General features: G+C 59.0%; 10 protein-coding genes and 1 pseudogene. All 11 read left to right on the top strand.

Features of this window, described 5'->3' with window-relative positions:
• Positions 1–6 precede the first annotated feature (6 nt).
• The gene (locus M653_RS01000000132900; protein ID WP_156938218.1) at positions 7–1,101 is read left to right on the top strand and encodes a beta-mannosidase; all 1,095 of its coding nucleotides are present in this window, start codon (positions 7–9) and stop codon (positions 1,099–1,101) included.
• 218 nt (positions 1,102–1,319) lie between these two features.
• On the top strand, positions 1,320–2,492 hold the full coding sequence (locus M653_RS01000000132895) for a glycosyltransferase (protein ID WP_198028804.1): 1,173 nt from the start codon (positions 1,320–1,322) through the stop codon (positions 2,490–2,492).
• Positions 2,493–4,100: a GMC oxidoreductase gene (locus tag M653_RS0118495; protein WP_027144685.1), complete on the top strand. Its 1,608-nt coding sequence runs from the start codon at positions 2,493–2,495 to the stop codon at positions 4,098–4,100.
• Positions 4,101–4,108: 8 nt separating this feature from the next.
• The gene (locus M653_RS01000000132890; protein ID WP_051442716.1) at positions 4,109–5,005 is read left to right on the top strand and encodes an NAD(P)-dependent oxidoreductase; all 897 of its coding nucleotides are present in this window, start codon (positions 4,109–4,111) and stop codon (positions 5,003–5,005) included.
• A gap of 324 nt (positions 5,006–5,329) precedes the next feature.
• Complete coding sequence (locus M653_RS0118485) at positions 5,330–6,355, top strand: NAD-dependent epimerase/dehydratase family protein (protein ID WP_084636748.1); 1,026 nt, start codon at positions 5,330–5,332, stop codon at positions 6,353–6,355.
• Positions 6,355–8,277, top strand: a complete 1,923-nt coding sequence (locus M653_RS01000000132885) for an HAD-IIIA family hydrolase (RefSeq protein ID WP_051442715.1) — start codon at positions 6,355–6,357, stop codon at positions 8,275–8,277. Before M653_RS0118485 ends, M653_RS01000000132885 begins: the two co-directional genes overlap by 1 nt.
• Positions 8,274–9,275: a GHMP kinase gene (locus tag M653_RS0118475; protein WP_027144683.1), complete on the top strand. Its 1,002-nt coding sequence runs from the start codon at positions 8,274–8,276 to the stop codon at positions 9,273–9,275. The genes M653_RS01000000132885 and M653_RS0118475 overlap by 4 nt, the downstream gene beginning before the upstream one ends.
• Complete coding sequence (locus M653_RS01000000132880; RefSeq protein WP_084636747.1) at positions 9,272–9,979, top strand: SIS domain-containing protein; 708 nt, start codon at positions 9,272–9,274, stop codon at positions 9,977–9,979. The genes M653_RS0118475 and M653_RS01000000132880 overlap by 4 nt, the downstream gene beginning before the upstream one ends.
• Before the next feature lie 998 nt (positions 9,980–10,977).
• Positions 10,978–12,468, top strand: a complete 1,491-nt coding sequence (locus M653_RS0118465) for an ATPase domain-containing protein (RefSeq protein WP_027144682.1) — start codon at positions 10,978–10,980, stop codon at positions 12,466–12,468.
• On the top strand, positions 12,465–13,508 hold the full coding sequence (locus M653_RS0118460) for a sensor histidine kinase (RefSeq protein ID WP_027144681.1): 1,044 nt from the start codon (positions 12,465–12,467) through the stop codon (positions 13,506–13,508). The genes M653_RS0118465 and M653_RS0118460 overlap by 4 nt, the downstream gene beginning before the upstream one ends.
• Positions 13,508–13,730: pseudogene (locus tag M653_RS1000000137765) on the top strand (hypothetical protein); the annotation flags it as partial. The gene M653_RS0118460 and the pseudogene M653_RS1000000137765, both read left to right, overlap by 1 nt.

Genomic DNA, 13,730 nt, shown 5'->3' with positions numbered 1-13,730 from the left:
TTCACGTTGGACGGCGAGCCGTTCTTCGTCACGGGCGTAAATAATCACTATCTGACCTACGGGTCTAAGGATGAGGTCACCCGCGTTCTCGACGATGCGGTGGCGATGCGCGCCAATGTGGTCCGCACCTTCCTCCAGCCGGTGATCGGGTCGCTAGATGGACGCGTCGCCACGATATGGGATTGGCAGCTTGAAGGGGAAGCCAGCAACCTCGCGGTCAAGGGCACGTACCTGCTCTACTGGGATCCCAGTCAAAACAGCATGGCAATCAATGACGGCGCCAACGGCATGCAGAAGGTTGATTTCCTCATCGCCGAGGCCGGCAAGCGGCACCTCAGGCTGATTATCACTGTCCTGGATTTCTGGGCCTTCACGGGCGGCGCCCAGCAGATGCGGGCTTGGTATGGGAGCCGCGACGAGGCCACGTTCTTCTTCAGCGACCCTCGCACGAAGCGGGACTACCGCACATGGGTCCGCCACGTTGTTCAGCGCGTCAACCCGCTCACCGGACTTGCCTACCGGGACGACCCGACCATCATGGCTTGGGAGTTGATCAACGAAGGCAATGCGAAGCCCGAGGCCCTGCGGCTGGCCTGGACCGCCGAAATGTCGGCCTACTTCAAGTCCCTCGATTCCAATCACCTTGTCAGCTCAGGGAATGCCAACATTTTCGATCCCAAGTTAGCTGATTTGACCATCCCGAGTATCGATTTTGGGACCTGGCACGGCTATCCGGTTTACTACAACCTCACCATCCAGCAATTCAACGACATGATCCCCGAGTTCTGCCAGCTGGGGGCCCGCGCCAAAAAGCCGGTGCTTCTGGAGGAATTTGGCCATGCCCGTTCCAACAAGAACGCGGCTGAAGCTTACGCCATGTGGCTCGATACGCTGACGCGTGATCGCAACTGCGCCGGCTGGATGGTGTGGCGGCTGGTCTCGCGGCAGGACAGCGGCCGCTATCCCGTCGACGAACACGACCAGTTCGATATCCATAATGACGGCGGGGCGCTCTGGAACATCCTCAAAGCCGCCGCGGCTCGGGCCACACAGACACGCGACACCAGCCCGGCCCCCGAAAGCGGTCAGCAGTTGCCATGACCGAGGCCTCCGCCGTGACCTGCGCCTGCACGCTCGACGGCTCCGGCGACTTTAAACGCCGGTGTCAGGGCGGCGCGAACCTCGGCTCTGGTCATGGCGAAACAGGCTCGCGGGAAGGCCGAATCCACCCGGCGATAGCCTGGCGTGTCAAAAAGCGTCGCCCTGATCATCGAAGAGTTTGGACTGATATCGGAAGCTCAAGTCGGGAGATTTATTAGATGCGTAGTCTGATGCTTGCGCAATCCCATCCGCCGATTGGCGTTGGCCAGGACGGCCACGTCCCCAAGCTAGGGATCGAACTTGCCCACCGCGGTCGTGACGTTGCCTTTGCCACAACCGGCCAGCCTGTATCGAAAACCCGGCAGCCCGGGGAAGGCGTAAACAGCGAACGCCGGCAGAGTCGCCGCCCCCCCACGATCTCGGTGATTATCTGTGCTTATACCGAGGAAAGATGGGAGCTTATGATTCAATCAGTGGCCTCGGTTCAGGAGCAGACCGTGCAACCCTGCGAGATCATCGTATGCGTCGACCAACCCCTGTTCCGCCGTTGTGTGGCCTACTGGGCTGACTTGGCCGCATCTGCCCCTCCGGTACTGGTGATCCAGAATAAGCATGACGGGCACCTGGGGTCGGCCCGAAACACGGCGGCTGAGGTTGCCACTGGAGAGATCCTGGCGTTTCTGGATGACGATGCGGCGGCCGACAAGGACTGGCTCGAGATCCTCACCAAGCCGTACCAGGATGACCAAATCGGCGCCGTGGGCGGGCGCCCCTTACCGGTTTTCGAGGCTGACCGCCCGGCATGGTTTCCGGTGCAGTTCGACTGGGTGTTCGGATGTGCTTATGATGGCCTGCCGACCAGCCGAGGCCCCCTGGCTCACCTGATAGGAGCCAACATGTCGGTACGGCGGATCCTCCTCGAGCAGGTGGGAGGGTTCCATTCCGACAACCACGACGACATGGATATGTCCCATCGCGTAGCGCACATCAAGGGCAGTGAGGCGGTTATCTATGAACCGGCGGCGATCGTTCGCCACTTTGTACCCGCCTCGCGGCTGACCTGGAAGTACTTCTGGCGCCGCTGCTTCTTCGTCAACAAGGGCAAGCTCGAGGCTTTTGCGCAGATGGGCGAGGCCGCCACACTTGGTGCAGAGGCCCGCTTCGTCCGGTACGCCCTGACCAAGGGCCTGCGCCAGGAGATTCTACAAGCGGCCAAGGGTGACGCTCGCGGGCTGGCCCGGTCGGCGGCAATAGTCGCTGGCGTGGGGCTGGCCGCGGCGGGCCACGTCGTCGGCCGGATCGAGCTGGCGCGGCGCCTGCGTGGGCGGCGCCAGCAGGCAACCAAGCAGATACTGGACACAGTCGCGCAAACCGATGGGCGCGGAAAGTAGATGCCGTCGTCAATAATCATTGGTTCGGGCCCGGCCGCAGCGGCAGCCGTGTTGGCGCTATCGGAAAAACCGGACGAGAAGATAACCGTGTTCGATCCGGGCACCGTGCTGGACGCCGAAGCGCAGGAGGTAATCTCCAGGCTGTCCAAGCTTCGTGTCGACAATTGGGATGAGAACGACGTACGCCGCGTGAGCCTGCAGCCCAAGCGGGTCCAATCCGATTCGTTGCCTGAAAAGAGAAGCTACGGATCCGATTTCCCATTTGCCAATATGGGCCAGCTCGACGGCGTCAAGTCAGAGGGCAGAGTCAACTCGTCTGTCATCTCGAGTGCCTACGGGGGATTCAGCAATGTCTGGGGGGCCCAAATCATGCCCTTCAGCGCCGCCACGTTCAAGGGATGGCCGTTCGACTTCTCGGATATGGAAGAGCACTATCGGACGATCCTGGGCCACATTCCTTTCGCTGGAGAGTCCGACGATCTCGAGGAGTGGTTCCCGCTCATGGGATCCCCGGCCCCGCTGCCGCCGCTGGCGCCACGGACCCTAATGGTCTTGGCGAATTACGACCGGCACCGCGATCGAGTGCGCGCCAACGGAATAACCATGGGCCGCTCCCGGCTCGCCTTCTCGGCGCCCGAATGCCAGCCCTGCGGCCTATGTATGACGGGATGCCCGCGGTCGCTGATCTTTTCGGCGTCGCACAGCTTCGATCGCTTCAGACAAAGCGGGAGGATCGACTACCACAGCGGGCTACTCGCGGTACGGGTCGACCAGGACGGCGACACGGCCGTCGTTCAGGCCCGGGAGTTGTCGAGCGGCCGGATGCGGCGATTCACAGCCGACCGGGTCTTCGTGGGCTGCGGAGCAATCGGGACCACCCGGCTCATCCTAGGCTCGCTCGGATCCGCCCAGCCGGTAGTACACCTTTCGGAATCGGCTCAGTTCGTTCTTCCAATGATGTCCATGAGGCCGACCCCCGACCCACGTACAAGGCAGGACTTCACACTCAACCAGTTCACCATGGTAATCGCCCGGGACGAGGAGGGCTTCGATGTCTCGCAGATTCACTTCTACCCCTTCAACCAAGCGTACAGCGATGCGCTTCCCGGCTTCCTTCGACACCGGGCCGCCGCCTTTGCGACCGATCGGCTCCTGAGCCGGTTGACGGTAGGCCTGGGCTACCTGCCTTCCTGGGCATCACCTAAGGTCCGGATCTGCGCTCAAGTGTCCGCAGCCCCTGATGAGCTACCCCAGATAACTCTCAGTTCAGATGGTTTCGGCGAGGCGAAGGACGTTCCTCCCATGTTGCGTGACGTGATAAATCGGATCCGCAGGGCGGCACCTTACCTCGACTTGTGGCCGGTCACGCCGCGGATGCTATGGTCGGGCGCGGCCAAGAGCTACCACTTCGGCGGCAGTTTTCCACATGCCAGAGAGCCGGATTCTGGAAATGCGACGACAGACCGCCTCGGGCGGCTGGCGCGCTGGGACCGGGTTCATCTCATCGACGGATCGGTTTTCCCAAATGTTCCGGCTACTACCTTTACCCTGACCGTGATGGCCAATTCTCATCGCATTGCCAGCGAAGCGATGCAGCTGACGGGTTGAGTGTTCATATGCGGGTCGGTATCACCGGAGCCAACGGATATGTCGGGACCATCCTGCGTGCCTCATTCGCCGAACAGGGGCATGAGGTCATCGCGTTTGCCCGGTCGAACTGTGTGACCTCCGGAAATGCGGCCGGCGTCGCCGAGTGGCGCCCTTACGACATCAAGCGCCCACCGTCGGGGGCCGCTTTCAGCGACCTAGATGTGCTTATCCACGGTGCATGGGACCTGAGTCTCGTCAGCGCCGGCGACGTGTGGGGTGTCAATGTCTCCGGCTCGCAGCACCTCCTGCGCAATGCTATCGACGCAGGGGTTCGCCGGGTCATCTTTATCTCCTCGATGTCCGCCTATAAGGGAACCCGACAGTTGTACGGTCAAGCGAAACTGGCCTGCGAGCGCACCGCCAGCAGCCTGGGAGGTGTCTCGACCCGCCTCGGACTGGTGTACGGCCCCGGGTGGGGCGGCATGGCGGGCGCGCTTCGCAAGCTCAGCAATCTGCCGGTCACACCTCTCATCGGGGCGCGCTCCTATCAGTTCACCGTGCATGAGGCGGACATGGCAGCCGCCATGGTGGCTATCGCCGAATCGGACATGCCCCTGCCGGAACCGGTAGGGCTGGCCAATCCCGAACCGGTACCGTTCCGACGGCTCATGAAAGAGATCGCCGCATCACAAGGCAGGACACTGCGCGCCGTCGCCGTGCCCTGGCAGCTTGTCAATGGCGTTCTCAAGGCAGCTGAGGCCCTGCAAATCCCCCTTCCCTTCCGATCCGACTCCATTCTTGGGCTCGTGCATCCGGCGGCGGAGGTGCCCGGTGTGGAGCGGCTCAAGCAGTTAGGAATAGAGTTTCGGAGCTTCTCGCTGGACTGCGTTCGACTCTCCTCTGGAAAATTGCGTCGATACTAGTCAAGACCCACGCAATGCGCCTGAGACAGCAACGGCGAAGTTCTGCAAGTCAGCACGATCGCAAGGATCTGCGGCAGCACCCTGCTTTCCATCTGGGCAGTGCCATGCGCCGAACGCCTTGAGCTCGGGCGCTCTTATCGGGTCGCTGCAAGGCGAGCGGGTATCAGCCGGTGGGGTTTGCAAAATGGGGCTACTCCTGAGGAATGATCGCGGGCCGGTGAAAATCATGCGATGATTCAGCAAGACGCATGAGGTCTTCGAGCGCAGAGCTTGACGCCGAGCTCGGTCGAATTCCCCGGTCTCCAGCGATGAAGGCTGGCAAGCATGTTGTCGTTGAGAACCGAGAGCTTGGCACAAGAGGAAGCAATCGCATTGGGTGAACGGCACGCCATTTTGGTATCGGGAGTTGCGGGCTTTGTAGGAAGCAGGCTTGCACGAAATTTTATTGACCGTGGACATACCGTCTTTGGCTTTGACAACCTGTCGCGAGGTTCCCGGGAAAACCTGAACGAGCTTTCCACGCGTGAGAGCTTTATTTTTGAGAAAGTCGATCTCGCAGACGCGGGTGCCGTGACAAGCCGCTTTATGAACTGTCACAGTCGCATTCCGATTTCCGAAGTCTGGCACATGGCTGCCAATTCGGACATTCCCGCAGGCATTGCCGATGCCTCCGTTGACCTACGCGATACCTTTTTATCCACGTTCAACTTATTGGACGTGATGAAGGAGGCGCGGGTTCCCTTCTTTGCCTTCGCATCCAGCTCAGCCGTCTATGGCGATTTGGGGGAGGCTCCGATTAGAGAGGATGTTGGGCCGCTGCTGCCCATCTCCAATTACGGGGCCATGAAGCTCGCATCAGAAGCCTTAATCAGCGCTGCCGTTGAGAACTGGTTAGCTCGAGCCCTGATCTTTCGCTTTCCGAACGTCATCGGTGTTCCAGCAACACATGGCGTCATTCTTGATTTCGTGAGAAAGTTGAGGGTCTCACCAAATAAGCTGAATGTCCTCGGATCGGGGCGGCAACGTAAGGCATATCTTCATGTCAATGATCTGATCGATGCGATTGTCTATCTGCGTGCAAACGCGTCCGAGCGGCTGGGCTACTACAATATCGGTCCCGAGGACAAAGGAGTAACCGTTAGCTTTATAGCGGAAACAACTGTCGAGGCTGTCGCACCGGGCGCGGGGATCGAATACGGAGCCGAAGATCGCGGTTGGAAGGGGGATGTTCCCCGGTTTTCCTATGACATAGCAAAACTGCGTGCGCTCGGCTGGCGGCCCCAGCTTGATTCGGCTGACGCTGTTCGAAAAGCCGTCGTAGAAGTCGCGCTGCAGGAAGGACCCCTGTGATGCAGGCCGTTATACTTGCGGGTGGTCGAGGCACGCGGCTCAGGGGCCGGATCGGTGATTTACCTAAGTCGTTGGCCAACATTGGTGGCAAGCCGCTTCTTGAGCATCAAATCCTCCTCGCCAAGGAACACGGGATTACGAGGATGTTGATCCTGGTGAACCACGCAGCCGATCAAATTATGGAATTTTGCAATCAGCGCAAGAATTGGGGAATTGACGTTCGTTGCGTAAATGACGGAGCGCCTCGAGGGACAGCTGGGGCAGTTTTGGCCGTTTTGGATCTGCTCGACGACGATTTCCTGACGATCTACGGCGACACAATGCTCGACATCGACCTGACCCGGTTTAAGTCCTTCCATGAGAAACACACAGCGGCAGCGGCAACAATTTTCACCCACCCGAATGACCATCCGCACGACTCCGACCTGATAGAAACATCGGAAGAAGGCATGGTTACCGCGTTCCATCCATATCCTCACGATCCAGATTGCTATTATCCAAACAAGGTCAGCGCAGCGCTTTATTACATTCGAAAACAGGCCCTTTTCCGGTGGCGCGCGGCGGCACCTCCGCTCGATTTTGGCAAAGACCTATTTCCTGAAATGCTTCGGGCCGGCACGGAAATTAGAAGCTACAGCAGCCCTGAGTACATAAAAGACGCGGGAACCCCCACGAGACTGGACAAGGTTTGCGCCGACTTCGAATCGGGCCGCATTGCTCAAGCCTCACTCGCTTCCCCGCAGAAAGCCGTCTTTTTGGACAGGGATGGGTGCATCAATGTTGACCATGGACACATTGATCGTCCCGAACGCTTCGAATTGATTGAAGGAGCTGCGGCCGCTATCGCTTGTTTCAACAGGGCCGAATACCGGACAATCGTCGTCACCAACCAACCCGTCGTGGCGAGAGGTGATTGCTCTGTACGAGACCTGCGGATGATCCATAACAAAATGGAAACTGAGCTTGGCCGCAGTGGAGCATTTGTTGATGCCATCTATTTCTGCCCGCACCATCCAGATCGCGGCTTTGTTGGTGAGGTGGAAGCGCTGAAGATCCGCTGTGAATGCCGCAAGCCTTCTACCGGGATGGTTGATAAGGCCGTCGAGGCATTCAATATCGATCGCAGTCAATCGTGGATCATCGGCGATTCCTCTACCGACGTCGCTCTCGCGAAACGGTCTGGCATCAGATCGATCCTAGTCGAGACGGGCGCAGGCGGGTGGGACAGAAAATACCAGGTCATGCCCGACTATACGGTCTCAGATCTGTTTGAGGCCGCCAAATTCATCCTCACTGTTCATCCGCTCTTGATAGACACAGCATCTGATCTGATCGCGCATGTGAAGCCGGGCGATGTTTGTTTTGTGGGAGGGCTCGCCCGGAGCGGCAAGAGCGCTCTTTCCAGTGCTATTGTGGAAGTCCTTCGCGGCCGCGGCCTCGATGCGCAAGTCGTTGCTCTTGATCGCTGGATACGCTCCGGCGCCGGTCGCGAACCAACGGGGATTGGCCGCTACAATGTGGACGAGGCGAGGAAGGCCCTGGGTCGCTTGGTGGGAGTTCATTCCCGCAAAACGCATGACCTGCCTCATTACGGACAGCTGAGCAGGCTTTCGCATCCGAGATCAGAAAAGATAACCATTTCTCCGGAGACCGTCCTGGTCGTCGACGGAGCCGTCGCCCTTTCGCTGTCCGATGTTGTTTTGCGCGGTCGTGCACACACGTTCTTCGTAGATATCGATGAGGAGCTGAGGAGATGCCGAGTAACGCGAGAATACTCTCAGCGAGGTGTGCATCGGCAAGGTGCAGCGAGTATCTACCGTTCCCGCCAAGAGGATGAGGCGCCGATCGTGCTTGCATCGCGGGCGAGTGCTAATCATTGCGTCCAATTGCGGGCGATCGAACTGATCGAGGCGGTCGGATGATTATTAGCCAGACGCCGCTTCGAGTCAGCTTTGTCGGGGGTGGCAGCGATCTTCCTGCCTTCTATCGGGAGGAAGGTGGCGCCGTCCTGAGCGTTGCTATCGACAAGTATGTCTACGTGAACGTGAACCGTAAATTCGATAACGGCACCCGAATCGCTTACTCCAAAACGGAAGAGGTAGAGAGCGTCGCGAATATCCAGCATCCAATCGTAAGGGCGACGATGGGTTATCTTGGAATCCACGGAGGCGTCGAGATAACAACCATCGCCGATATTCCATCGAGGGGAACAGGACTTGGGTCATCGAGCTCTTTTACGGTTGGCCTTCTGCACGCGCTGAACGCGTTTCGGGGACAATATGTCTCGAAGGCAAAGCTCGGCGCTGATAGTTGTTGCATTGAGATCGAACTCTGTGGAGCGCCCATTGGGAGGCAGGATCAATACGCCGCAGCCTTCGGCGGATTGAATCTTATCGAGTTTCATTCAGATGATAGCGTCTCGGTGTCGCCGGTCATATGTCCACGTGAATTTATTGCTTCAATCGAGAAGCAAGTTCTTGTGTTTTACACTGGTATGACGCGCAGTGCGTCCGACATTCTCGTGCGCCAGTCGGAGGGCATCGCAAGAGCGCCGGACAAGCGCAAAGCGCTCAGGCGGATGGTCGAGCTCACATATCACCTTCGTGATGAACTGCATCAATGTAATCTCAACGCGTTCGGCGAAATCCTCCACGAGAATTGGGTCTTAAAAAAGAGCCTCTCCGAAGAAATCACGAATGATGCGATCGATGGCTGGTACCGGACAGCGTTGCAGGCAGGCGCTACGGGCGGCAAGCTACTCGGGGCAGGCGCGGGAGGTTTTCTCATGTTCTTCGCGCCTCCCGATCGCCACGACGCAATCAGAGTTGCTCTCGGGGAGCTAAAGCACTTCCCTGTGAAGTTTGATTTCGCCGGGAGTCGCATCGTCCATTATCAACCGACATCGGAGGCCGTCCAATGAAACATTTTGGTGGAAGTGCTCAAGCAACCGATATCGGAGCAGGCCGAACAAACCCCGTAGGCGGCAGTGCCCAAGCTTATTTCAAGAAACTTGAAATAGTGCTGGCTTCACTAGACCACAAAAGCTTTGACAATGCAGTGGCCTTGGTCGCGCACGCCCAGGAGGATGGAAAGCAGATCATCACGCTTGGAAATGGTGGCAGTTCCCTGACAGCGCTGCATTTCATCACGGACTGGAATAAGAGTATCTATCTATCTACAAAACGCCCCTTTCGTGGTCGGACGCTGGTCGACAATGTTGGCCTTACATTCGCGTACGCGAATGATGTTTCTTTCCAAGATGTGTTTGTCGAGCAACTGAAGAACATTCTCAATGAGGGCGACTTAGTCATTGCAATTTCGGGAAGCGGAAACTCGGAAAACGTTTTGCGTGCCGTTCGATACGCTAATGATCATGGCGCAGTTACGTTGGGTCTTTGTGGATATGGCGGAGGTACGCTCAGGCAAATCGCCCAACACGTGGTTTGGGTCAACGTGAATGACATGCAACTAGCGGAAGATATACATTCTATGTTCGGTCACGTCGTTATGCAGTGTCTTTGTTTTGCAAGCACCCAAAAGTGGGGCGATCAGCAACGACCGGGCGGCGCTGCCCAGTGCATCAATCCAAATGAGGCTGCAGCCGAAGCGGGCTGGCAATCCTAATCGAGAACAAGCGATGACGCATTATCGGCTATACGTTCTGGACGAACACGGTCAATTCAAGGGCGGGGTCGACCTTGCCTGCATGGACGACGCTGCAGCGAAAGAGCACGCCAGGCAGTTAGCGGACGCCCACGAGGTGGAGCTTTGGCGACTGGTTGCGCGATTCAAAGCAGACAATCCGCGAGGTTCGCCCGGGGCGGGGAAGCGCTCACGCGCCGTAGAGCCACATTCGAGCCATTTCAACAAGCCGCTTAAGCGTCCCTACTCTCCCTTTGGATCCGGTTGGGCGTCTTGGCGCTGTCCAGAACTTCAAAGAGATGATTCCGATGCAAGCACGTGGGCGTTGCTATGAACGGCCACTGTAGGGGAGCTACGCTCGATAACGTCGGCTACCTTCACGCTCTATCTTCGCACGTGGATGACGCGGACATCGGCTGTGCCGTTAGCGCAGTCGCTCAGCAACAGGTCTAGAGACTGGACTACGGCCAACGCCGCAACGGCGGAGGCCAACCGCATTGGCGCGCATACGCCGATCGAACCTCCAGCTCCAAAGGCTTGAGAACTCGTGCGCCGCGCAGCATCGGAACTTCTGGGTCTCTACAAGCTCATAGGCAAACGATCGTCCCTGACCACATGCCTTTGCAGGAATGATATGTGAAGTCTTGCCGAGAGGGAGTCCGACTGAAGTCAGCCGGCAACAAACGCAGCAGTAGTTTCCACTGACCGCCTGGCCTCAAACCTTTCTTGGAGGCCTTGAGGTCGCTAGTGGCCGCGCGCCGCGCGCCAGACTCAGGCGGTGCGTCAGTCTTCATCACCTCCCGTTTGATGCGTCACCGGCGCGTCTTTGAAGAGCCGCCCCTGATCCTCGACGTCAAGACCGGGCCGCCGCCGGCGAAAGCGGCAGGCCAGAGTTGACCGGTCGTGTCGTGGAGCGCAGCCGGCTGCGGAACCATCGGCACGCGGGTCCGTTACGGTGTTCACGAAACGCGAGGGCTAACGTGGACAGAGAAGACGATGCGTCGCCAGTCGCTTCCGGCGTTGAAGGTCTCGATTACGTCCTTCGAGGTGGCTATGCGAAGTTCCGCTCTCATCTCGTCGAGGGCAGGCCTGGATCCGGCAAGACGACGATCGGCCTGCAGTTCCTGATCGAGGGCGCTCGCAACGGCGAGACATGCCTTTACATTACACTCTCGGAGAGCAGGCGCGAGCTGTTGTCGGTCGCCAACCGCCATGGCTGGGACCTGAACGGCATCGAGATCCTCGAACTGGTGCCGCCCGAGCTCAGCCTGGACCCCTCTCAGTTGCAGACGCTGGTGCATTCGTCCGACCTGGAGCTTGGCGAAACCGTGCAGTCGGCCCTTGCCGAGATAGAACGCATAAAGCCGGACCGGGTGGTGTTCGATTCGCTGTCGGAGATTCGGCTGCTGTCGCAAGGCTCCTTGCGCTACCGCCGGCAGGTGCTTGCGCTGAAAAGCTTCTTTCTGCTCAACAATGCCACAGTGCTGCTGCTCGACGACTTAACTGCCGAGCATGACGATCTCAACCTGCATTCGATTAGCCATGGCGTTATCCGAATGGAGCAGCTGTCGCCGACCTATGGCGGCGAAAGACGGCGCCTGCGCGTCATCAAGATGCGCGGTGTGCAGATCCGTGGTGGCTTCCATGACTTCGCCATCCGGGCCGGTGGCGTCGTGGTGTTTCCGCGGCTTGTCGCCTCCGAGCACGAACTGGGCGCGCACGGCACGCCGGCGACAAGCAAAAGCTCCCTGGACGCACTGATCGGTGGCGGTCTCGATCGCGGTACAAGCACGTTGCTGATGGGGCCTTCCGGCATCGGCAAGTCGAGCATCGCCAGCACCTACGCCCATGCAGCACTTGCGCGCGGCGAGCGAGTGCTGGTGCTGCTGTTCGACGAAACCAAGCGCATCTTCCTCGCCAGGGCGGCTGGCTTGGGCCTGGATTTTGCCCGTTACGCCAACGACGGGTCGCTGCTGCTCGAGCAGATCGATCCGGCCGAGCTTTCGCCTGGTGAGTTGTCGACGCGTATCCAGTCGGGGGTGGAGCAATCGGAGGTGAGAATGGTCATCATCGACAGCCTCACCGGGTATCTCAATGCCATGTCGGAAGAGCAGCACCTGCTGCTGCAGATGCACGAAATCCTGACTTACCTCAACCAGAAGGGCGTGGTCACCATCCTGCTTCTGGCCAATCACGGCCTGATCGGCCACATGACCGCGCCGGTGGACATGACATATCTCTGCGATGGCATCATGCTGCTGCGGTTCTTCGAAAGCGGCGGGCGCCTACGCCGCGCCATCTCGGTGGTCAAGAAGCGTGTCGGTCCGCATGAGGATACGATCCGCGAGTTCAAGATCAGCGGCACTGGCGTTACCGCGGGCGTGCCGCTGGAGGAGTTTCGCGGCATCCTGACTGGCGTGCCATTTTTTGAGGGCAAGCAGTCCGACCTGCTCAAGGACAAGGCATCGTGAGTCCAGCGGAGACCTCCGTCCTGGTGCTTACTCCGGTCGGACGCGACGCCCAGATTGCCGCCTCGATTTTGGCGGCGAGCAAGATCGACGCGCACATCTGCACGTCACTAGAGGACACCTTGCCGTTGCTGGATCAGGCTCAGTGTCTGGTGGTTGCCGAGGAGGCCCTGATCAACGCGGACCGAAGCCGCCTTGCGGCATGGGTCGAAAAGCAGCCGGCATGGTCGGATTTTCCGATCGTGCTTTTGGTGATGCGCGGGACCGATTTCGACCAGCGGCTGGCCTTTCTCGATCGCTACCTTATCGTACTGGAGAGACCCTTCCTGGCGTCGAGCCTGACCAATTCCGTACGCTCGGCGCTGCGCGCCCGCGCCCGCCAGCTCGAAGTCAAATCTTATATCGAACAGAAGCAGGAGGTTGCAGACCGTCAGAAGCTTCTCATCCGCGAGTTGCATCATCGCGTCAAGAATACACTTGCCAATGTGCGTGCTATGATGGGAGCAACCGCCAAGTCGAGCGGCAACATCGAGGATTTCATGAGAGACTTCTCGGCCCGGATCGTCTCTCTGGCCGACACTCACTCCATGCTGACCGACGATTATTGGCAGACAGCTTCATTGCACAAACTGCTGGAGCGGGAGCTTCGCCACTACGAGACGCGCGACACGCCTCGCATCGTGCTCGAAGGCCCCGAGGTCTCGCTGATCGCCGACATTGCGATCCCCGTCGGCATGGCATTCCATGAACTTGCCTCCAACTCTTCCAAGTTCGGCGCGCTCTCGCGCCCGCTCGGTCGGCTCGACGTGCGCTGGTCAGTGGGCAGGTCGGGCGACGCGCGGATCGTCAATCTCGACTGGAAGGAACTGGACGGCCCCAACGTAGAGCCGCCAACACGGCGCGGTTTCGGCACGACGCTGCTGGAGAAGGTGGTGGCCGTTCAATGCGATGCCAGCATCCAGCTGAATTATCTTCGGGAGGGCCTGCATTTCACCATGGCGCTGCCATTGCGCGAGAGCAGGCTGGTGCCGGCTTACTCATGATGCCAGCAATCCCGCTTTGGCGATATTCCGAGCAATGCGTCGCTGATATTGATGGCATCAGAAAATTCCTGGATGAGCAGATGACATCGAATTCAGATAAGGCGGAGACGGTCGAGCAGTTGCTCGAAACGCCGGACCTTGCCAGCGCGCTGGAAAGCGAACAATTCAAGAAGTTCCTCGACCAGGTGCCAATTGCAATCGCCGTTTCGGATGTCAGCGGGC

It is taken from the genome of Mesorhizobium sp. WSM3626, from assembly GCF_000513935.1.
Taxonomy (GTDB): Bacteria; Pseudomonadota; Alphaproteobacteria; order Rhizobiales; family Rhizobiaceae; genus Mesorhizobium; species Mesorhizobium salmacidum.
The sequence above is the reverse complement of the archived record's forward strand: the minus strand, read 5'-3'. Positions and strand labels throughout refer to the sequence as shown.